The sequence below is a fragment of the Streptomyces sp. NPDC005866 genome (genome assembly GCF_040629895.1).
In the GTDB taxonomy this organism is placed as follows: domain Bacteria; phylum Actinomycetota; class Actinomycetes; order Streptomycetales; family Streptomycetaceae; genus Streptomyces.
On the sequence record NZ_JBEXWP010000022.1, the window covers coordinates 82154 to 103029 of the forward strand.

Sequence of the window (20876 nt, forward strand, 5' to 3'; positions counted from 1 at the left end):
TGGAGAAACCTCCAGTCGGCCCACCCGGCTACGCTGACCCCCGTGAAGGTCCTCGTCATCGGCAGCGGCGCCCGCGAACACGCCCTGTGCCGCTCTCTGTCCCTCGATTCCGACGTCACCGCGCTGCACTGCGCCCCCGGCAACGCCGGTATCGGCGAGGTCGCCGAGCTGCACCAGGTCGACGCCCTGGACGGCGCTGCCGTCACCGCGCTGGCCCAGGAGATCGGCGCCGATCTCGTCGTCGTCGGTCCGGAGGCCCCGCTCGTCGCAGGGGTCGCCGACGCCGTGCGCGAGGCGGGTGTCCCGGTCTTCGGCCCCTCCGGGGAGGCCGCGCGGATCGAGGGGTCCAAGGCGTTCGCCAAGGATGTGATGGCGTCGGCCGGGGTGCCCACCGCCCGTTCGTACGTTTGCACAAATGCCAAGGAGGTCGCCGCGGCCCTCGACGCCTTCGGAGCGCCGTACGTCGTGAAGGACGACGGCCTCGCCGCCGGCAAGGGCGTCGTCGTCACCGACGACCTGGCGGCCGCCACGGCACACGCCGCCGGGTGCGGCCGCGTCGTCATCGAGGAGTTCCTCGACGGCCCCGAGGTCTCCCTCTTCGCGATCACCGACGGTGTGACGGTTCTCCCGCTGCAGCCCGCCCAGGACTTCAAGCGCGTCCTGGACGGGGACCAGGGGCCGAACACCGGCGGCATGGGGGCGTACTCCCCGCTGCCCTGGGCCGACCCCAAGCTCGTCGACGAGGTCCTGGAGACCGTGCTCCAGCCGACCGTCGACGAGATGCGGCGGCGCGGCACCCCGTTCTCCGGTCTCCTCTACGCCGGCCTCGCGATCACCTCGCGCGGTGTCCGGGTCATCGAGTTCAACGCCCGCTTCGGCGACCCCGAGACCCAGGTGGTCCTCGCCCGCCTGAAGACCCCGCTGGCCGGCGTCCTGCACGCGGCCGCGAACGGCACCCTCGACCACCTTCCGCCGCTGCGCTGGCGCGACGACGCCGCGGTCACCGTGGTCGTCGCCTCCCACAACTACCCCGGCACCCCGCGCACCGGTGACCCCATCACCGGCCTCGACACGGTGGCCGCCGAGGACGCCCCGCACGCCTACGTCCTGCATGCGGGGACGAAGCGGGACGGCGACGCGGTCGTCAGCGCCGGTGGCCGGGTCCTCTCCGTGACCGCGACCGGCCAGGACCTGACCCAGGCCCGTGAGCGGGCGTACGCCGCCGTGGCCCGGATCGGCCTCGACGGCTCCCAGCACCGTACGGACATTGCGGCGAAGGCTGCGGCCGAGGCCTGAGCGCCGTACATGCGTCCACCGCTCCTGGTCAGGCCCCGGAACCCGGAAATCCGGGGCCTGATCGTTGCTGTCTGTCGATCACCTCTGACCAAAGCCATTCCATCGAGTGACCGATGCCCCAACCGGCTGACGGGGGCCAAGGCCCCAACTAGGGTGCGGCGCAGGTGTTCCGGCACTTGGCCCACCGGCATTGCGATGTCAGTGGTGGGTGCCACAGTGGGGGAGTGAGCAACAGCCAGGACAGCGCCGGCACAGCAGGGAGGGGGTGAGGTCCGGTCGTGACCGGAATCGGTGTGGAGGCGGGGGCGCAGGGGGCCCGTGCGCGGGCTCTCGCCGTGCTGCGCGTCCGCGGCCGGGCCCTGGCCGTGGCGCTGCTGCCCGCGGCGGCCATGGTGATCCTGCTGACCGGCGGTTCCACCGGTCACTTCGTCGGCCGCGGCTGGGACACGGCCCGCTGGGTCGTCGGCGTGCTCGCCGCCGTCGTGTTGCTGGCCGCCGCCGGCATCGCGGTGGTCGTGGCCCGCGCCCGCCCGGCCGTGAGCCCCACGGTCCCGATCCCGGAGGAGTCTGCCCCGGACCTGTACCGGATGGTGCGCGACCTCGCCGACCGTCTCGACGTCCCGGTGCCCTCCGCCATAGCGCTCACCCCGGACTGCGACAGCTGGCTGGAGGACCGCACCCACCCGGCGCACGGCCCGCCCGCTCCCAAGGGCGGCGACGAGCTCGGCAGCCCCGGCCCGCACCGCCGTACGCCGGCCGCCCCCGTGCTCGTCATCGGCTCCCCGTTCCTGTGGTGGATGCGTGTGGGTGAGCTGCGCGCGGTCCTCGCCCCGGTCGTCGCCGGTACGGGACCGTCGGCGCACCCGGACATAGCGGCCGCCCGCCGCTTCGTGCGCGGGCTGGACGCGGCGGTCGCCGTCTCCACGACGACCGGCCGCTGTCCGGCGACCCGCCTGTTCTGCGGGGGCCTCGGCTGGGTGGCCCGGCTGATGCTGCGGGGCTGCCGGGAGCACGCGGCGCTGATGGAGCGCGGGGTCGCCGCCGCGGCCGCCGAGCGCGCACAGGCTGTGGACTACGGACTGCGGATCGTCGCCCAGGAGCAGGTCGGCCTCGCCTACGCCGGCTGGGACCGCCTTCTGACCCGGGTCGCGCTGCCCGCCTGGCGGATGGGCCGCTGGCCGTCCCGGCTGGACGCGGGAGTGGTCGCGGCGCTCACCGAGCTGTCCCGGCGCGACCGGCTGGCCGAGGGCTTCGCCTCCCGGCTCGGCGAGCGGCCCGCCTGCGACCTGCTGGACGAGCCGGGCCTGGCGGACGAGGCCGCCTCGCTGCTCGCCGCCCGCCTCTTCCACGGCGGCCCCGCCGAGCCGGGACCGGACTGGTCACCGGTGGCCTGGCAGGAGTATCCGGACGAGGTCGTGGACCGCACCTGGCGCACCGAGGCGGCCCGTCTGCACCGCGTCCTGGACTCCCTCGGCGTCCGCGCCACCCTCGACCCCGCCGCCCCCGACCCCGGCGGCCCCACGCTGGCCCGGGTCCTGGACCACCTCACCGACCCGGCCGCCCGCAGCAGGCCCAAAGAGCCCCCGGCCTACGACGAGGACGGCGAGGAAACCACCGGCACCGAATGCAGCGCCGCCCTCGCCGCCGGCCTCACCGCCGCCCTTGCCCGGGAGGAAGCCGCCGCCGTCACCCCGCGCCCCGGCCCCGGCTCGCCCGCACCCGCCGGGCAGGGCCCCGACAGCACCCTCTGGGACGACGGGACGCTGCCCCTGCTCCCACTGCAGCCTCCGCGCACCGCCCGCGAACTCCTCGCCGACCACGTCACGGCGATGGTGTGCTGCGCGGCCATGGACACCGCCGGAGCCACCCCCGGTCTGGACTGGCTCGACGGCCCGTCCCTGCTGGTCGACGGCGAGCGGGCCGCCGACCTGACGCCCAGAGTCCTCAGCCTCATCGAGGAGGGAGACCCGGCCCCGCTGCGGGCTTGGCTGGTCGAGTCCGGGATACGTCCCGAGAAGCCCGTACGGCTGGTCTGACCTCGGCGTTTCGACGCTTTAGCGGAGTGAAGCATTCCACTTCAGGCAAATTCGCAACGAACCGTGACCGTACGCGTGCGTTATGTGATGTGCTGGGACCGTTCGGTGAAATGGCAAGCGCATCCGACATAAGACAGCCGCCCCAGTCACAGCACCACGATCGAGGCCGGAACAGGGCACGACCAGAACAGAACAAGCTCGGCCACGAAACGCCGTACCACCGCACGACGACTCGTATCAGCACACTTCACGGGGGCACGAGGGAGGGGAGCCACCATGGCATCGGACCAGATCCGCCGCTGGGAGTCGGGAGCACTCGCGCACGCCGTCACGGACCCCTTCGGTCAGGGGCCCGTTCCCTGGCTGCGCGGCAGCGAGACCTATTTCGACGACACCGGTCATGTCGTCCCGTGGTACGTCGACCCGAGCCGGCCACAGCCCACCGGCGAGAATCCGCGGGTCCCCGCACCCCGAAGTGCCGTCGGCCCCCGCTCGGCGGACGACGTGCACCGCCAGATCAAAGGATTCACCTCGACCGGCGCGGTCTCCCCCGGCGAGGCAGTCGACTTCCACATCACCGTCGACCCGCCGCAGGAATTCAGCGTCGACATCTACCGCATCGGCCACTACGGCGGTCACGGCGCCGCCAAGATCAGTACCAGCCCGCGACTGTCCGGCATCGTGCAGCCCCCGCCGCTGGCCGCCGACCGTACGGTCTCCTGCCACCACTGGTGGCTGTCCTGGCGGTTGCAGGTCCCGTCGTACTGGAGCATCGGCGCCTATGTCGCCGTGCTCACCACGGCCGACGGCTACCGCTCCCACGTGCCCTTCACGATCCGCGACGACCACCCCGCCGATCTGCTCCTCCTCCTGCCGGACATCACCTGGCAGGCGTACAACCTCTACCCCGAGGACGGTCGCACCGGCGCCAGCCTCTACCACGCCTGGGACGAGCGGGGCCGGCTGCTCGGCGAGGCCGACGCGGCGACCACCGTCTCCTTCGACCGCCCGTACGCGGGTGCGGGCCTGCCCCTGCACGTCGGCCACGCCTACGACTTCATCCGCTGGGCGGAGCGCTACGGGTACGACATCGCCTACGCCGACGCCCGCGACCTGCACGCCGGCCGCGTCGACCCCGCCCGCTACCGGGGCCTGGTCTTCCCGGGCCACGACGAGTACTGGTCCCCGCAGATGCGCCGCGCGGTCGAGCTGGCCCGGGACAGCGGCACCTCGCTGGTCTTCCTGTCCGCCAACACCATGTACTGGCAAGTGGAGTTGGGGCCGTCCCCGTCCGGGGTCGCCGACCGCCTGCTCACCTGCCGAAAACGCAAGGGCCCCGGCAAACCCGTGCTCTGGCGCGAGATCGACCGGCCCGAGCAGCAGACGGTCGGCATCCAGTACGCGGGCCGGGTGCCCGAGCCGTATCCCCTGATCGTGCGCAATGCGGGCCACTGGCTCTGGGAGGCCACCGGCGCGCAGGAGGGCGACGAACTGCCGGGCCTGGTGGCCGGGGAGGCCGACCGCTACTTCCCGCGCACCGCGCTGCCCGAGCACGAGGAGCGCATCCTGCTGGCCCACTCCCCCTACACCGACAACGACGGCGCCGTCCGTCACCAGGAGACCTCCCTCTACCGGGCCCCCTCCGGCGCCCTGGTCTTCGCCTCCGGGTCCTTCGCCTGGTCCCCGGCCCTGGACCGTCCCGGCCATATCGACCCCCGCGTCCAGCGCGCCACCGCCAACCTCCTGGACCGCATCTGCAAACGGGACTGACCGTTCCCAGGGACTGAGCGGGAGTGAGCCCTCACGCCCAGAGGCTGCCGGTCCGGTCTGGGCGGGTCCGATGCCCGTAGCCATCGCGCTGGTGGGTACGGGGCGGTGTCGTCCGACGCCGTATCGGGTGCCCCAGGGCGCGTCTTCCGGTCGCCACGGCGGCCGTGTTTCTCCCCGTTCCCTTCCATGATCCCTGGCACACCACAACCGGGACACTCACTCACGCACCCCAGAACACGCTCAATCGCCCTCAACGGACCACAGATCCGAACCCCGTGTCCGATGGCAACCCGGCATACGGGAGAATCGGGGGCACCTGTACAGAACCACGGGGAGGAACCGTGTCCGGATTCGTCGAAAAGCCCGAACCCGTCGAGGTGCCGGGTCTGGTGCATCTGCACACCGGCAAGGTGCGCGAGCTGTACCAGAACGCGGACGGCGACCTCGTGATGGTCGCGAGCGACCGTATCTCCGCGTACGACTGGGTGCTGCCGACCGAGATCCCCGACAAGGGCCGGGTGCTCACCCAGCTCTCCCTGTGGTGGTTCGACAAGCTCGCCGACCTCGTCCCCAACCACGTCATCAGCACCGATCTGCCCGAGGGCGCCCCCGCCGACTGGGCGGGCCGCACCCTCATCTGCAAGTCCCTGAAGATGCTCCCGGTCGAGTGCGTGGCCCGCGGCTATCTCACCGGCTCGGGCCTGGCCGAGTACCAGGAGTCCCGTACGGTGTGCGGCCTCGCCCTGCCCGAGGGCCTGGTCGACGGCTCCGAACTGCCCGCCCCGATCTTCACCCCGGCCACCAAGGCCGAGGTCGGCGAGCACGACGAGAACGTGTCGTACGAGGACGTCGCCCGGCAGGTCGGCGCCGAGACGGCCGCCCAACTGCGGCAGGCCACCCTCGCGGTGTACGGGCGGGCCCGGGACATCGCCCGCGACCGGGGCATCGTCCTGGCCGACACCAAGTTCGAGTTCGGCCTGGAGCAGGGCGCCGGGGGCGACGACGTCCTCGTCCTCGCCGACGAGGTCCTCACCCCCGACTCCTCCCGCTTCTGGCCGGCCGACGAGTGGGAGCCGGGCCGCGTCCAGCCGTCGTTCGACAAGCAGTACGTGCGTGACTGGCTGACCTCGGCCGAGTCCGGCTGGGACCGGAAGAGCGAGCAGCCCCCGCCGCCGCTGCCGCAGCGGGTGGTCGAGGCGACCCGGGCGAAGTACGTCGAGGCGTACGAGCGGCTGACCGGCCAGAGCTGGGGCTGACCCCGCAAGGGACACGAGAGAACGAGAAAAGAAAGAAAGCCCCCGGTGAGAACCGGGGGCTTTCTTTTCGGAGCGGACGACGAGGCTCGAACTCGCGACCTCAACCTTGGCAAGGTTGCGCTCTACCAACTGAGCTACGTCCGCATGCGCCGAGGCGCGAGAGCAACTATACCCAACCTCGCTCCCGCGCGAGACGCACTGCCGTATGACGGTTCTCCGCACCGAGCTTGGCGACGGCCGAGGAGAGATAGTTCCGCACGGTTCCCGGCGACAGCGCGGCCCGCTCGGCGATCTCCGCGACCGGCGCGCCGTCGGCCGCCAGTTCCAGCACCTCGGACTCCCGTGCGGTCAGCGGCGAGTCCCCGGCGTAGATCGCGTCGGCGGCCAACTCGGGGTCGACATAGCGGTTTCCCGCATGCACCGCACGGATGGTCTCCGCCAGCCGCTGCGCGCTGACCGTCTTCGGACGAACCCCCGCACACCGGCGGCCAGGGCCCGTTTCAGACGCCCGGGCCGTCCGTGACCGGTGACGATCAGCACCTGACAGCCGGGCAGTTCGGTCCGCAGCGATGTGGCGACCTTCACACCGTCCGCTCCCGGCATCTGCAGATCCAGTACCGCCACGTCGGGCCGATGGGCCCGCGCCATGGCGAGCGCCTCCGGCCCGGTGGCCGCCTCCGCGACCACGACCAGGTCGTCCTCAAGTCCCAGCAGCGCGGCGAGCGCACCCCGGATCCGATGTTCGTCGTCGGCGAGCAACAGCCGTACCGGAGACGTCATGAGGTGACGCCGCTCACGCCATACGACCGGACAGCGGCACCCGGCCGAGTGCCTCGGCCGTGGGCCGGGCATCCGTCGTACAGCCGGCCCACATCCGTGTCGTCTCGCCGACGGTCAGCTCGGACGGGAAGCCGCCCTCCTGGAGCATCACGCCGGTGCGCGGTCGTACGGCGGCCCGCTCGCGGTGCGGATCGTGGCCCCGCACCCGCACCCGCACCCGCACCCGCACCCGGCCCCCGTTCGGCGGTGCGAGGCCCTCCAGCAGTTCGACGGTGGAGGTCTTTCCGGCGCCGTTGGTGCCGAGGAGCGCGAAGATCTCCCCGCGGCTCACGGAGAAGGTGATTCCGCGGACCGCCTCTAACCCGCCCCCGTACACACGGCGGAGATCTGTGACCTCAACCACGTGTTCGTGTTCGTGTTCGTTGTCTTCCATGGGACGAGCGTCCCCGGGGACCGGGCCCGGCAGCAGTGCGCGGTGTCATCACTCGCGATGACAAATGTCAGAGCGTGCCTTGGCGTCCTGGCGCATGAAAAAACCCCAGTCACATGACTGGGGTTTCTCCTACGAACTGGAGCGGACGACGAGGCTCGAACTCGCGACCTCAACCTTGGCAAGGTTGCGCTCTACCAACTGAGCTACGTCCGCACTGCTCCCGACCGGCTCCCACCGATCGGTGCGAGCACCAGCCTACCTGATCCACAAGCATGCTCAGGACCGGCGGTGCAGAGCGGGTGACAGGAATTGCACACTGCGCCTTCCCCCTGGAAGGGGGATGTTCTACTACTGAACTACACCCGCATGTACTCCGTGGGTTTCAGCCTTTCGGCCGCGCCCCTCGGCGTGCTCCAGACATTAGCTGATCAGCAGGGGGGTAGCGCAAGTCGGCTGTCCCCGGGGGCCGGTGACGGTCCCTGAGGACAGCCCGAGCCGCGTCTCACTGTGCGGCACTGAACGCCTCGTACACCTTCTTCGGGATGCGACCGCGTGCCGGGACATCCATCTTGTTCGCCTGCGCCCAGGCACGGACGGCCGCCGGGTCGGGGGCGACCTCCGTCTGCTTGTACGCCTTGCCCGACTTCGACCGCTTGCGGCCGGCCGTCACGTAAGGCTCCAGGGCCTTGCGCAGTTCCTTGGCGTTGGCTCGATTCAGATCGATCTCGTACGACTTGCCGTCGAGTCCGAAGGCGATCGTTTCCGCCGCTTCCGAGCCGTCGATGTCGTCAAAGAGAGTGACCACGACCTTCTGCGCCACGAATATCGGTCCCTTCGTGTGGCACGTCTTACAGCTCATCGGCGATGACCGCGATGGCGGAGATGACGTGCCGAGTATCGGCTATTGCCAATTCATTTGTACAGTGCCTGGCAATACAAAGTGAAGCCCGACTAAATCCGTCCGCGTGTCCCCGGCGCAATAGATGTCGTGGGCGAACCCGGGGAACTTTCCCAGAACTTTTCGTGTGGATCCCCCACTGTCACCCGATCGTGATGCGGCTCACGTGGTTTCCTACAACTCTACCCGCGTAGAAATTTTGTGCGGGTAGTCTGAAGACACCTGTCGGAGACCTCGGCAGGACCTGCTCAGCAGCCAGCACCACAACACCGGGAGTGCCAGTGGCACGCGTCGTAGTCGACGTCATGCTCAAGCCGGAGATCCTCGACCCCCAGGGCCAGGCGGTCCAGCGTGCGCTGCCGCGCCTGGGTTTCGAAGGCATCTCCGATGTCCGTCAGGGAAAGCGATTCGAACTGGAAGTTGAGGGGCCGGTCGATGAGGCCGTGCTCGCCCGCATCCACGACCTTGCGGAATCCTTCCTCGCCAACACCGTGATCGAGGACTTCACCGTTCGCGTCGATGAAGTGGCGGAGGCGGCGAAGTGACCGCTCGTATTGGCGTCGTCACTTTCCCGGGAAGTCTGGACGACCGGGACACCCAGCGCGCGATCCGTCTCGCGGGTGCCGAACCGGTGGCCCTCTGGCACAAGGACAAGGACCTCCACCAGGTCGACGCGGTGGTCCTCCCCGGCGGTTTCTCCTACGGCGACTATCTGCGGGCCGGCGCCATCTCCCGTTTCTCCCCGGTGATGGAGTCCGTCGTCGAGCAGGCGAAGGCCGGCCTCCCGGTCCTCGGTATCTGCAACGGCTTCCAGATCCTGACCGAGGCGCATCTGCTCCCGGGCGCGATGCTTGGCAACAACCATCTCCACTTCATCTGCCGTGACCAGAAGCTGCGGGTGGAGAACGCGGGGACCGCCTGGACCGGCGACTACCGCGAGGGCCAGGTGATCCACATTCCGCTGAAGAACATGGACGGCCGGTACGTCGCCGACGAGTACACGCTCGACAAGTTGGAGGCGGAGGGCCGGGTCGTCTTCCGCTACCTGGACGTCAACCCCAACGGCAGCCTCCGCGACATCGCCGGCATCACCAACGAGGCCGGAAACGTCGTAGGCCTCATGCCGCACCCGGAGCACGCCGTCGAGCCGGTCATCGGCAGCGGCCGCACCGACGGTCTCCCGTTCTTCACCTCGATCCTCAAGAAGCTGGTCACCGCATGAGCCGGACGCCTCTGGACACGGTCGAGCACGCGGCCGCGACCCCCGACGTCGAGCTGCCCTGGGCCGAACTCGGCCTGAAGAAGGACGAGTATGAGCGGGTGGTGGAGATCCTCGGCCGCCGCCCCACCGGCGCCGAACTCGCCATGTACTCGGTGATGTGGTCCGAGCACTGCTCGTACAAGTCCTCCAAGGTCCACCTCCGCCAGTTCGGTGAGAAGGCCCCGCAGAGCGACGCGCTGCTGGTGGGCATCGGCGAGAACGCGGGTGTCGTCGACGTCGGCCAGGGTTACGCCGTGACCTTCAAGGTCGAGTCGCACAACCACCCGTCGTACGTCGAGCCGTACCAGGGCGCCGCGACCGGTGTCGGCGGCATCGTCCGCGACATCATCGCGATGGGCGCGCGCCCGGTGGCCGTCGTCGACCCGCTGCGCTTCGGCGCGGCCGACCACCCCGACACCAAGCGCGTCCTGCCGGGCGTGGTCGCCGGCATCGGCGGCTACGGCAACTGCCTGGGCCTGCCCAACATCGGCGGTGAGGTCGTCTTCGACGCCTGCTACCAGGGCAACCCGCTGGTCAACGCCGGCGCCATCGGAGTGATGCGGCACGAGGACATCCACCTCGCCAAGGCCTCCGGCGCGGGCAACAAGGTCATCCTGTACGGCGCCCGGACCGGCGGCGACGGCATCGGCGGCGCCTCGATCCTGGCGAGCGAGACCTTCGACGACGCGAAGCCGTCGAAGCGGCCGGCGGTGCAGGTCGGCGACCCGTTCCAGGAGAAGCTCCTGATCGAGTGCACGCTCGAAGCCTTCGCCGAGAAGCTGGTCGTCGGCATCCAGGACCTGGGCGCGGCGGGGCTCTCCTGCGCGACCAGCGAACTGGCGTCGAACGGCTCCGGCGGTATGACCGTCGTACTGGATGACGTCCCGCTGCGCGACTCGACCCTCTCGCCCGAGGAAATCCTCATGAGCGAGTCGCAGGAACGCATGTGCGCGGTGGTCGAGCCGGAGAAGGTGGACCGGTTTTTGGAGATCTGCGCCAAGTGGGATGTCATCGCCACGGTCATCGGCGAGGTCACCGACGGCGACCGGCTCGAGATCTTCTGGCACGGCGAGAAGATCGTCGACGTCGACCCGCGCACGGTCGCCCACGACGGCCCGGTCTACGAGCGCCCGTACGCACGCCCGTCCTGGCAGGACGAGCTCCAGGCGGACGACGCGAACAAGCTGCCGCGGCCGGCGACCAGCGAGGAGCTGAAGGACCAGGTCCTGAAGCTGGTCGGCTCCCCCAACCAGGCCTCCAAGAAGTGGATCACCTCGCAGTACGACCACTTCGTGCAGGGCAACACGGTCCTCGCCCAGCCGGAGGACTCCGGCATGATCCGCGTCGACGAGGAGACCGGCCTCGGCGTCGCCATCGCCACGGACGGCAACGGCCGCTACGCCAAGCTGGACCCGTACGCGGGCGCGCAGCTGGCGCTGGCGGAGGCCTACCGGAACGTGGCGACGACGGGTGCCAAGCCGCTCGCCGTCTCCGACTGCCTGAACTTCGGCTCGCCCGAGGACCCGGCGGTGATGTGGCAGTTCGCCGAGGCGGTGCGCGGTCTGGCGGATGCCTGCCAGCAGCTCGGCACCCCGGTGACCGGCGGCAACGTCTCCCTCTACAACCAGACGGGCGAGGTGGCCATCCACCCCACCCCGGTCGTCGCCGTCCTCGGCGTGATCGACGACGTCGCCCGCCGTACGCCGGTCGCCTTCCAGGAGGAGGGCCAGCTGCTCTACCTCCTCGGCGACACGCGCGAGGAGTTCGGCGGCTCGGCCTGGTCCCAGGTCGTCCACGACCACCTGGGCGGCCTGCCCCCGAAGGTGGACCTGGAGCGGGAGCGGCTGCTGGCCGAGATCCTGATCTCGGCCTCCCGCGACGGCATGATCGACTCGGCGCACGACCTGTCCGACGGCGGTCTGATCCAGGCGGTCGTGGAGTCGGCGCTCCTCGGCGGCAAGGGCGCGCGCCTGGTCGTGCCGGACGGTCTGGACGCGTTCACCTTCCTCCTCTCCGAGTCGGCGGGCCGCGCGATCGTCGCCGTGCCCCGCTCCGAGGAGGTCCGTTTCAACGACATGTGCGGTGCGCGGGGCCTGCCCGTGGCCCGCATCGGTGTCGTGGACGGCGACTCGGTGGAGATCCAGGGCGAGTTCGATCTCCCGCTGACCGAACTCCGCGAGGCCCACGAGGGCACGATCCCGGCGCTGCTGGCGTAACCCGCCGTACCACGACGAAGGCCCCGCCCGGCTTCATCTTTCCGGGCGGGGCCTTCTCGGCTCATCGGACGTAGTTCTTGAGGATCTCCGTGTCGAGTTCGATGCCCATCGGCTCGGGGAGGACCACCGCCTTCCCGACAACGGGCAACGCTCCCTCGAACGGCATCTGCCGATCCCTGGGCTTCCGCCTCCTCGGCGAGACGGACGTCGACTTCGCCGACAGGGTCATACACAGCAACCACTGGGTCATCACCCCCCGCTCCGGCCTCCTCCCCTGACGCCCTCACGCCGGTACGCCGCCGTCAAAAACCTGAAGAGTGGACCCGCCGCTTCGGGCGCGGGCGTGTCCCCGCTACTCTCCGGGGAAAATTGACTTGCCAACTGCTGATGCCAGTGGGGTAGTTGGACAGTCGGGCAACATCCGTGGGCGAGCCGGGGGAGCAGCCGGATGGAGATCAGGTTCGAGGCGGCCGGAGCCGCCCGCGAGGAAGAACTGCAGTCCCTGTACGGCTGGTTGACGGACGACCGGGCCCTGCGCGGCGGGGTCCGGGTCACCCGGGTCACCGAGGACGAGGACGAGGACGACGCCGGCCGGATGGGCCCCGGACTGGACGCCGTTCTCGCGGTGCTGTCCGCCGTGAGCGGCGTGGGCCAGCTCCATCTGTCGTATCTGGCCTGGCGGCGGAGCCACCGGCCCCGGGGACGGGTCAGCGTCGAGATCACCGGAGACGACCCCGACCAGGTGGCGGAGTTGCTGCGCAGGTTCGCGGAGGCCGACGGCGCGGGCGGAGCCGGAGCCGACGGCGCGGACGGAGAGCAGCGGTGACGGACACCACGCAGACGCCCACGGTCGAGAGTTTCGGCCGGATCGACCCGGAGCGCTCCGCCTGCGTGCTGATCGGCGTGGACGACTACGCCCACCTGGACCCGCTGCGCAGCGTCAAGCACAACCTCACGGAGCTGCGGGCCGCGCTCACGGACCCGGAGGTCTGGGGCATCCCCGACGACCAGAACCGGATCCGCTCGGTCTCCAACCCGGCCTCACCGGCCGAGCTGGTCCGCCCGATCCGCGAGGCCGCCGAGCTCGCCGAGGACACACTGATCGTCTACTACGCGGGCCACGGGCTCATCGACCGCCATGAGCGCCAGCTGCTGCTCACCCTGACCGACTCGGTCGAGGACCAGCCGGACACCTGTGTCCGCTCCGGTGACGTCCGCCGCGCCATCCGCGACACGGGCTCCGCGCTGCGCCGGGTCCTGATCCTCGACTGCTGCTTCAGCGGCCATGTCCTGACGGAGATGACGGACGGCCACCGCCAGGACGTCGAGGCGGCCGTGCGCACGCTGCACGACGTCGAGGGCGCGTACGTCATGACGTCCGCCCCGCGGGACCGGCCCTCCCACGCTCCCGACCCCAAGCGCTGCACCCTGTTCACCGGCGCCCTGGTCGACGTGATGCGCGAGGGGCTGGCCGACGGCCCGGAGATGCTGGGCCTGCGCGACCTCTTCCAGGAGGTCAAGAAACGTATCCGTGCCCTCAAGCCCGAGGTGGCGCAGGAACCGCAGGCCGAGGACCACAACGGCGTCGGCGGACTCGGCTTCGTCCACAACGTCGCCGTGTCGCCCAGACAGATCCGCCATGTCCCGCCGCCCCCGCCCACGCGCTGGCAGCGCATCCGTACCCCCGTTCTGTCGGTGACCGTCGGCGCGCTCGGTCTCGCTCTCGGCCTGGGCATCCCGCCCCTCGGCCACTGGTGGCGCGACACCCACCCGGCGGCCGCGGCCGGCCCCTGCGCGGTGCCCTCGCCGTCCGACGCCCACGCGCCCCGCGCCGTGCTGCTCGACCACTCCGACGATCTGAACAAGGTGAACGTCGACTACGAAAAGATCTACGGCCTGTCCGCCCTGGCCCTCGTCTCGCAGGGCAAGGACGTCGAGGCGCTCGCGCTCGCCGACAACTCTCCGGGCCGGGTCTGGCCGCTCCACCTCGGATCCCCCTTCCAGCTGAACCCCGTCCCCAAGACGGCGATGCCCCTGCGCCACGCCAACGCCAGGCTGTTCAGCGACTGGTACGACGGCGAGGGACTGGTCATCGAGCAGGGCGGCAAGACGATGCTGATCTCCTCCGAGACCGGCCCGGCCATCCGCCGCTTCGACATCGCCACCGGCAAGCAGATCGGCAAGGACTTCCCCATCCCGAAGGAGCTGCGCTACTGGCCCCAGGGCTCCGCGCAGACCGGGCGCAGCATCGAGTCCCTGACCGTCTCGCCGGACGGCCGCCATCTCTACGCCGGCTGGGAGGCCCCGCTCGCCGAGGACGGCGACCAGCGCGGCCGGGGCATCATCCGCATCCAGCGCTACACGGGAACGCCCGGCGGCAACTACACCGCGGACCGGCAGTACGCGTTCCTGGCCGACGACGGCATGTACCTGACCGAACTGAGCGCCATCGACGACACCGGGCACCTCCTGGCGCTGGAACGCCAGTACACCGCCGGCCTCGGCACGGCGATCCGGATCGTGCAGCTCGACGTCGCCGACGCCATGGACGTGACGCACGTGACCACCCTGTGGCACCAGCCGGCGAAGATCTTCGCCGGTGACGAACTGGTCGTCGACCTGGCGACCTGCCCCGTCGGCGGCCCCGGCCAGGTCGCCGTGCCGTCGTCCTCCCCGAAGAACCCGCTCGTCGACAACGCCGAGGGCATGGCTCTCGGCGCCCCCTGGAAGACCGGCCAGTACAAGGGCTGGCGCCCTCTGTACCTGGTCTCGGACGACAACGACAGCGCCGCCCAGATCACCCGCCTGTACTCGCTCGCCGTGAAGCTGCGCCCGTGAATAGGCTCGCTCCCATGCCCCCGGCCAAGAAGCGCACCAGGACGTACGACCCCGCCAAGATCCGTACGGCGGTTGCCGCCCAGCTCACGAATGTGCGCGACGCCGTCCGTACGCTCGCCCCCGAGCAGCTCGCGCTCCCCACCCGGCTCGGCGAGTGGACCGTACGCGACCTCGTCGCCCACATCGGCATGGCGGTCACCGCCGTCCACCGGGCCCTGGACCAGCCCGAGCCGGCCACGGCGGACGCGGCCCTGCTCGCCTGGCCCTTCGGGACCGCAGGCAACTCCTCGGCGATCTCCGACTTCACCCGTCGGCTCGCCGCCGGCCACCCCGACCTCGACGCCTACCTCGCCGACGTCGACGACAGCCTCCACGCCCTCCTTGCCGCACACCCCGGCACCCGGCTGCTCGCCACCAGCGCCGGTGCGATGTCCCTCGACGACTACCTGGTCACCCGGACCGTCGAACTGGTCATCCACACCGACGACCTCAACGCGGCCGTCGCGGGGCTGGAGGTGCCGTTCGACCGGCAGGCCCTGGCCGCCTGCACCCGGCTGCTCGCCGACGCGCTCGCGGTCAAGGCGCCCGGCGGCTCCACCGAGGTGCGCGTGCCGCCGTACGCCGTGGTGCAGTGCGTCGAAGGCCCCCGGCACACCCGGGGCACCCCGCCGAACGTCGTCGAGACCGATCCGCTCACCTGGATCCGGCTGGCCACCGGACGGCTGGAGTGGAAGGAGGCCGTGGCGGACGCCAAGGTCAGCGCCAGCGGGGAGCGGGCCGACATCGGGGCCCAGCTGCCCCTCATGCGCTGAGGGAACCGATCATCCTGTGTGTTCCGTCGAACGGACATGTACGGGTACAAGCAGCGCACACAGCGTATGACCCTGACCATGACAGCGGCCGCCGTGCTGGTCCCGCTCGCGGTGGCCTGCGGCGGTGAGCGGGCGGGCACCGGGAGTGGTTCGGTGGCACCTCAGCAGCCGGTGACCGGGATCGAGTGGAACGTCGACAGCGTGACCGTCGGCGGCACCACGCGGCGCGCCCCGGCACATGCCCATGTGAAGATCGAGGACGGCAAGGCCGCCGGCAGCTACGGGTGCAACCAGTTCAGTGCCACAGCGAAGGTCACGGGCGACCGGATCCGGCTGAGCAACGCCCGCACCACCCGCATGGCCTGCGACAACGCCCGCATGACCTTCGAGCGCGCCCTGGCCGGCACCCTCACCGCGGGGCCGCTCACCACCCAGGCCGAAGGTAAGAAGCTCACCCTCACCACCGCGGGCGGCGACCGGGTCCAGCTGTCCAGGAAGTGACCTCCGGAGCCCCCACATGATGTGCGACACCTCACTCGGAGATGGGGTGCGGGGGGCTTGCGCCGGCACCGGTTCGCACCAACGAACCTCGGCTGGAGAATCCTCCCACCGCGCTGACCAGCGGAAATGGAGAAAGCCACAACCGCGGCCCCGGCCGTAGATCCATTACGGCCGGGTAACCCCAATTCGGACCAGTGGTCGATCTCGCCTACACTCGGTGGCGTGCCACGTGGTGACGGTCTCCTCAATCACGATCTGCTCCCCGGTGAGAAGGGCCCCCAGGACGCTTGCGGCGTCTTCGGTGTCTGGGCTCCCGGTGAAGAGGTCGCCAAGCTCACGTACTTCGGGCTGTACGCCCTCCAGCATCGGGGCCAGGAATCCGCGGGTATCGCGGTCAGCAACGGCTCCCAGATCCTCGTCTTCAAGGACATGGGGCTGGTCTCCCAGGTCTTCGACGAGACCTCCCTGGGCTCGCTCCAGGGTCATATCGCGGTCGGTCACGCCCGCTACTCGACCACCGGTGCCTCCGTGTGGGAGAACGCCCAGCCGACGTTCCGCGCCACCGCGCACGGTTCGATCGCGCTCGGCCACAACGGCAACCTCGTCAACACGGCGCAGCTCGCCGAGATGGTCGCCGACCTCCCGAAGGACAACCACGGCCGCTCCACCCGGGTCGCCGCCACCAACGACACCGACCTGCTGACCGCGCTCCTCGCGGCCCAGGTCGACGCCGACGGCAAGCCGCTGACCATCGAGGAGGCCGCGCACGCGGTCCTGCCGAAGGTCCGGGGCGCCTTCTCCCTCGTCTTCATGGACGAGCACACCCTCTACGCCGCCCGCGACCCGCAGGGCATCCGCCCGCTGGTCCTCGGCCGCCTGGAGCGCGGCTGGGTCATCGCCTCCGAGTCCGCCGCCCTCGACATCTGCGGCGCGAGCTACGTCCGCGAGATCGAGCCGGGCGAGTTCGTCGCCGTCGACGAGAACGGTCTGCGCTCCTCGCGATTCGCGGATGCGAAGCCCAAGGGCTGTGTCTTCGAGTATGTGTACCTGGCCCGCCCCGACACCGACATCGCCGGCCGGAACGTGTACCTCTCCCGCGTGGAGATGGGCCGGAAGCTCGCCAAGGAAGCCCCGGTCGACGCCGACATGGTGATAGCGACCCCGGAGTCCGGCACCCCGGCCGCCATCGGCTACGCGGAGGCCTCCGGCATCCCCTTCGGCAACGGTCTGGTCAAGAACGCCTACGTCGGCCGGACGTTCATCCAGCCCTCGCAGACCATCCGGCAGCTCGGCATCCGCCTGAAGCTGAACCCGCTGAAGGAAGTCATCAAGGGCAAGCGCCTGGTCGTCGTCGACGACTCGATCGTGCGCGGCAACACCCAGCGGGCCCTGGTGCGCATGCTGCGCGAGGCGGGCGCGGCCGAGGTCCACATCCGGATCTCCTCGCCGCCCGTGAAGTGGCCCTGCTTCTTCGGCATCGACTTCGCCACCCGCGCCGAGCTGATCGCCAACGGCATGACGATCGACGAGATCGGCACCTCGCTCGGCGCCGACTCCCTGGCGTACATCTCCATCGACGGCATGATCGAGGCGACCACCATCGCCAAGCCGAACCTCTGCCGTGCCTGCTTCGACGGCGAGTACCCGATGGAGCTCCCGGACCCCGAGCTGCTCGGCAAGCAGCTCCTGGAGACCGAACTGGCCGCCGGTCCGGCAGCCACGGCCGCGGCCGACGCGATCCGTCGCCCGTAAGCCCCGTAGCAACCAACCCGAAAGATCCCAGGCAATGTCTGAGAGCCGTTCCACCGGTGCTTCCTACGCGGCTGCCGGAGTCGACATCGAGGCGGGCGACCACGCCGTCGAGCTGATGAAGGAGTGGGTGAAGAAGACCCGGCGCCCCGAGGTGCTGGGCGGCCTCGGCGGCTTCGCCGGCCTCTTCGACGCCTCCGCCCTCAAGCACTACGAGCGCCCGCTGCTCGCCTCCGCGACGGACGGCGTGGGCACCAAGGTCGACATCGCCCGCCGGCTGGGTGTGTACGACACCATCGGCCATGACCTGGTCGCCATGGTCATGGACGACATCGTGGTGTGCGGTGCCGAGCCGCTGTTCATGACCGACTACATCTGTGTCGGCAAGGTCCACCCCGAGCGGGTCGCCGCGATCGTCAAGGGCATCGCCGAGGGCTGCGTGCTGGCCGGCTGCGCCCTGGTGGGCGGCGAGACCGCCGAGCACCCGGGGCTGCTGGGCGCGGACGACTTCGATGTGGCCGGCGCCGGTACGGGCGTGGTGGAGGCCGACCGGCTGCTCGGCGCGGATCGTATCCGTACGGGTGACGCGGTGATCGCCATGGCGTCCTCCGGGCTTCACTCGAACGGGTACTCACTGGTCCGGCATGTTCTGCTGAACCATGCGGGCCTCGCGCTCGACGCACACATCGAGGACCTCGGCCGCACCCTCGGCGAGGAACTCCTGGAGCCGACCAAGATCTACTCGCTGGACTGCCTGGCCCTGATCCGCACCGCCGAGGTGCACGCCTTCAGCCATGTGACCGGCGGTGGACTCGCCGCGAACCTGGCCCGGGTGATCCCGGACCACCTGCACGCGACCGTCGACCGCTCCACCTGGACGCCGGGCCCGATCTTCGACCTGGTCGGCCGTACCGGCCACGTCGAGCGGCTCGAACTGGAGAAGACGCTCAACATGGGCGTCGGCATGATCGCGATGGTCCCGCAGGAATCGGTGGACGTGGCGCTGGCCACACTGGCCGACCGCGGGGTCGAGGCATGGGTGGCCGGCGAGATCACCGAGCGCGGCGAGCACACCACCGGCGCGGAGCTGGCCGGCGACTACGCCTAGGCCGATCGGCCGCAAGGCCAGCACAAAACCCGGTCCGGCGTTGCCACCCCGGACCGGGTCAGTGAACGGCTAAGCAGCCGTGGGCATTACGCACCGCGACGATGTCGAGACTGCGGACCGGACTGGTCGTCCTCGTCCTCGTCATCATCGTCGTTGTAGAGATCCGCGTACTGGGCGTACGGGTCGTCGTCCTCGTCGTCGTCCTCGAACGGCTCGCCATTCGGCGGCTGGCTCGAAGTCGAAGCGCCCAGCTCGCTGGCCAGACGTGACAGGTCAGTCCCACCGCTGTTGTACTTCAGCTGGCGGGCGACCTTCGTCTGCTTGGCCTTGGCCCGGCCGCGCCCCATGGCTCGACCCCCTCGGTGACGGGGCTCGACGGCCCCAGAGTCTGACACGCGTTCATGATCCGGAACGGACTCTCCTCGGAGAGACCGGTCCGTAGGGCTTCCACGGTACCTGAGCCCGCGCCCATACGGTACGTCGCCCGCACCACGCGCCTGGCTGCACGACCCGCGAGGTGCCCCGTCCTCGCTGGTCAACGACGATTTTAACCACTTCCTGGCGAGCGACCCGCCGACGAACGTGAGAGTTCTCTCCAACTGCCCGCCGACGGGTACCGGAAATCCGTGCGGATACCCGGCGTCCGGTCAGCGTCCACCCGCCGTTGATGCTTCGTGCATCCGCTGTTCGGCGATCCGGTCGGCCGCCGCGGCAGGCGGAATTCCGTCATCCTTCGCACGTGCGAAGATGGCCAGCGTGGTGTCGAAGATCTTAGCCGCCTTGGCCTTGCACCGGTCGAAGTCGAACCCGTGCAGTTCGTCGGCGACCTGGATGACCCCGCCGGCGTTCACCACGTAATCCGGCGCATAGAGGATCCCGCGGTCGGCGAGGTCCTTCTCGACACCGGGGTGGGCGAGCTGGTTGTTGGCTGCGCCGCACACCACCTTGGCGGTCAGCACCGGCACGGACGCGTCGCTGAGCGCCCCGCCGAGCGCGCACGGGGCGTAGATGTCGAGGCCCTCGACGCGGATCAGCGCGCCGGTGTCGGCGGCCACCTTGACCTGCGGGTGCCGGTCGGAGATCCGGCCGACGGCCTCCCGGCGCACATCCGTGATCACCACCCGGGCGCCCTCCTCCAGCAGGTGCTCCACCAGGTGGTGACCGACCTTGCCGACGCCCGCGATGCCGACGGTACGGCCGCGGAGCGACGGGTCGCCCCACAGGTGCTGGGCGCTGGCCCGCATGCCCTGGTAGACGCCGTACGCGGTGAGCACGGAGGAGTCGCCGGCGCCGCCGTGCTCCGGGGAGCGGCCGGTGGTCCAGCGGCACTCACGTGCGACGACGTCCATGTCGGCGACATAGGTGCCGACGTCGCAGGCGGTGACGTACCGGCCGCCGAGCGAGGCCACGAACCGACCGTAGGCGAGCAGCAGCTCCTCGGTCTTGTCGCGCTCGGGGTCCCCGATGATCACGGCCTTGCCGCCGCCGTGGTCCAGACCGGCCATGGCGTTCTTGTACGACATCCCGCGCGCGAGGTTGAGGGCATCGGCGACGGCCGCCTCCTCGTTCGCGTACGGGTAGAAGCGCGTGCCGCCGAGGGCGGGGCCCAGCGCGGTGGAGTGGATGGCGATGACGGCCCTGAGGCCGCTCTTGCGGTCCTGGCAGAGCACGACCTGCTCGTGACCGCCCTGGTCCGAGTGGAACAGGGTGTGCAGGACGCCGGTGGAAACGTCGGCCACTGTGGTGACTCCCGGTTGTGTTCGCGGCGAGTGGAAGCGGGGGGCCTCCGTGGGATTCCCCCTCGGCTTTTGGCCGGCGGGGGAGGGTGGCGGGGGCCGTGGCATGAGCGTAGAGCTATTGCCCACCCACTATCCGCGCCGTGTTCAGGATCACTCTCCCGCGCCGTGTGCGCACGTATGAGC

General features: G+C 70.3%; 16 protein-coding genes, 3 tRNA genes and 2 pseudogenes. 13 read left to right on the forward strand and 8 right to left on the reverse strand.

What is annotated here, in order from left to right:
* The first annotated feature begins 42 nt into the window (after nucleotides 1-42).
* From purD to ABZ396_RS28830, 4 genes are all read left to right on the forward strand, one after another.
* On the forward strand, nucleotides 43-1296 hold the full coding sequence (gene purD, locus ABZ396_RS28815; protein WP_358917311.1) for a phosphoribosylamine--glycine ligase: 1254 nt from the start codon (nucleotides 43-45) through the stop codon (nucleotides 1294-1296).
* A gap of 278 nt (nucleotides 1297-1574) precedes the next feature.
* Nucleotides 1575-3332 carry a hypothetical protein gene (locus ABZ396_RS28820; RefSeq protein ID WP_358917309.1) on the forward strand — a complete coding sequence of 586 codons (1758 nt, stop codon included), beginning with the start codon at nucleotides 1575-1577 and terminating at the stop codon, nucleotides 3330-3332.
* 276 nt (nucleotides 3333-3608) lie between these two features.
* Nucleotides 3609-5102, forward strand: coding sequence for a N,N-dimethylformamidase beta subunit family domain-containing protein (locus tag ABZ396_RS28825; protein WP_358917307.1), 1494 nt, complete (start codon nucleotides 3609-3611; stop codon nucleotides 5100-5102).
* 341 nt (nucleotides 5103-5443) lie between these two features.
* Entirely contained in the window at nucleotides 5444-6358 is a 915-nt protein-coding gene (locus tag ABZ396_RS28830) for a phosphoribosylaminoimidazolesuccinocarboxamide synthase (RefSeq protein ID WP_358917305.1), read from the forward strand.
* 71 nt (nucleotides 6359-6429) lie between these two features.
* On the opposite strand, the gene ABZ396_RS28835 is transcribed toward ABZ396_RS28830, so the two are convergent.
* The 6 genes and pseudogenes from ABZ396_RS28835 to ABZ396_RS28860 form a co-directional block, all read right to left on the reverse strand.
* Nucleotides 6430-6502 (reverse strand) — tRNA-Gly (locus ABZ396_RS28835).
* A 22-nt stretch (nucleotides 6503-6524) separates the two neighbouring features.
* A pseudogene (locus ABZ396_RS28840) lies at nucleotides 6525-7138 on the reverse strand (response regulator transcription factor).
* Between the two features lie 46 nt (nucleotides 7139-7184).
* A pseudogene (locus tag ABZ396_RS28845) lies at nucleotides 7185-7571 on the reverse strand (ATP-binding cassette domain-containing protein); the annotation flags it as partial.
* 137 nt (nucleotides 7572-7708) lie between these two features.
* Nucleotides 7709-7784, reverse strand: a tRNA-Gly gene (locus tag ABZ396_RS28850).
* A gap of 81 nt (nucleotides 7785-7865) precedes the next feature.
* A tRNA-Gly gene (locus ABZ396_RS28855) sits at nucleotides 7866-7937 on the reverse strand.
* 136 nt (nucleotides 7938-8073) lie between these two features.
* Entirely contained in the window at nucleotides 8074-8391 is a 318-nt protein-coding gene (locus ABZ396_RS28860; protein ID WP_358917303.1) for an Lsr2 family protein, read from the reverse strand.
* A 359-nt stretch (nucleotides 8392-8750) separates the two neighbouring features.
* Between ABZ396_RS28860 and purS the strand changes: the two genes are divergently transcribed.
* The 9 genes from purS (at nucleotide 8751) to purM (ending at nucleotide 18954) form a co-directional block, all read left to right on the forward strand.
* Nucleotides 8751-9014 carry a phosphoribosylformylglycinamidine synthase subunit PurS gene (gene purS / locus ABZ396_RS28865; RefSeq protein ID WP_358917301.1) on the forward strand — a complete coding sequence of 88 codons (264 nt, stop codon included), beginning with the start codon at nucleotides 8751-8753 and terminating at the stop codon, nucleotides 9012-9014.
* A complete protein-coding gene (purQ, locus tag ABZ396_RS28870; RefSeq protein ID WP_358917299.1) occupies nucleotides 9011-9691 on the forward strand; it encodes a phosphoribosylformylglycinamidine synthase subunit PurQ in 681 nt (226 codons plus the stop codon). The genes purS and purQ overlap by 4 nt, the downstream gene beginning before the upstream one ends.
* Nucleotides 9688-11946 carry a phosphoribosylformylglycinamidine synthase subunit PurL gene (gene purL / locus ABZ396_RS28875; RefSeq protein WP_358917297.1) on the forward strand — a complete coding sequence of 753 codons (2259 nt, stop codon included), beginning with the start codon at nucleotides 9688-9690 and terminating at the stop codon, nucleotides 11944-11946. Before purQ ends, purL begins: the two co-directional genes overlap by 4 nt.
* 448 nt (nucleotides 11947-12394) lie before the next feature.
* Nucleotides 12395-12772 (forward strand): hypothetical protein, encoded by a 378-nt coding sequence (locus ABZ396_RS28880; RefSeq protein WP_358917295.1) that lies wholly within the window; start codon nucleotides 12395-12397, stop codon nucleotides 12770-12772.
* Nucleotides 12769-14784, forward strand: coding sequence for an esterase-like activity of phytase family protein (locus ABZ396_RS28885; protein ID WP_358917293.1), 2016 nt, complete (start codon nucleotides 12769-12771; stop codon nucleotides 14782-14784). The genes ABZ396_RS28880 and ABZ396_RS28885 overlap by 4 nt, the downstream gene beginning before the upstream one ends.
* A 14-nt stretch (nucleotides 14785-14798) precedes the next feature.
* Complete coding sequence (locus tag ABZ396_RS28890) at nucleotides 14799-15596, forward strand: sterol carrier family protein (RefSeq protein ID WP_358917291.1); 798 nt, start codon at nucleotides 14799-14801, stop codon at nucleotides 15594-15596.
* Nucleotides 15597-15674: 78 nt separating this feature from the next.
* A complete protein-coding gene (locus ABZ396_RS28895; protein WP_358917289.1) occupies nucleotides 15675-16097 on the forward strand; it encodes an META domain-containing protein in 423 nt (140 codons plus the stop codon).
* 222 nt (nucleotides 16098-16319) lie between these two features.
* Nucleotides 16320-17849 carry an amidophosphoribosyltransferase gene (purF, locus tag ABZ396_RS28900; protein ID WP_358917287.1) on the forward strand — a complete coding sequence of 510 codons (1530 nt, stop codon included), beginning with the start codon at nucleotides 16320-16322 and terminating at the stop codon, nucleotides 17847-17849.
* A gap of 34 nt (nucleotides 17850-17883) precedes the next feature.
* The gene (purM, locus tag ABZ396_RS28905) at nucleotides 17884-18954 is read left to right on the forward strand and encodes a phosphoribosylformylglycinamidine cyclo-ligase (RefSeq protein WP_358917285.1); all 1071 of its coding nucleotides are present in this window, start codon (nucleotides 17884-17886) and stop codon (nucleotides 18952-18954) included.
* Between the two features lie 86 nt (nucleotides 18955-19040).
* Here purM and ABZ396_RS28910 read toward each other — a convergent pair whose 3' ends face one another.
* Together ABZ396_RS28910 and ABZ396_RS28915 are read right to left on the reverse strand one after the other, a co-directional pair.
* Nucleotides 19041-19301 carry a DUF3073 domain-containing protein gene (locus ABZ396_RS28910; protein WP_358917283.1) on the reverse strand — a complete coding sequence of 87 codons (261 nt, stop codon included), beginning with the start codon at nucleotides 19299-19301 and terminating at the stop codon, nucleotides 19041-19043.
* 300 nt (nucleotides 19302-19601) lie between these two features.
* On the reverse strand, nucleotides 19602-20693 hold the full coding sequence (locus tag ABZ396_RS28915) for a Glu/Leu/Phe/Val dehydrogenase dimerization domain-containing protein (protein ID WP_358917281.1): 1092 nt from the start codon (nucleotides 20691-20693) through the stop codon (nucleotides 19602-19604).
* Nucleotides 20694-20876 lie beyond the last annotated feature (183 nt).

Bases quoted from the DNA above. Each gene is read 5' to 3' on its own strand.
- purM (WP_358917285.1), top strand. From the start codon at position 17,884: ATGTCTGAGAGCCGTTCCACCGGTGCTTCCTACGCGGCTGCCGGAGTC.
- ABZ396_RS28910 (WP_358917283.1), bottom strand. From the start codon at position 19,301: ATGGGGCGCGGCCGGGCCAAGGCCAAGCAGACGAAGGTCGCCCGCCAG.
- ABZ396_RS28890 (WP_358917291.1), top strand. From the start codon at position 14,799: ATGCCCCCGGCCAAGAAGCGCACCAGGACGTACGACCCCGCCAAGATC.
- ABZ396_RS28880 (WP_358917295.1), top strand. From the start codon at position 12,395: ATGGAGATCAGGTTCGAGGCGGCCGGAGCCGCCCGCGAGGAAGAACTG.
- ABZ396_RS28895 (WP_358917289.1), top strand. From the start codon at position 15,675: ATGACAGCGGCCGCCGTGCTGGTCCCGCTCGCGGTGGCCTGCGGCGGT.
- purL (WP_358917297.1), top strand. From the start codon at position 9,688: ATGAGCCGGACGCCTCTGGACACGGTCGAGCACGCGGCCGCGACCCCC.
- ABZ396_RS28825 (WP_358917307.1), top strand. From the start codon at position 3,609: ATGGCATCGGACCAGATCCGCCGCTGGGAGTCGGGAGCACTCGCGCAC.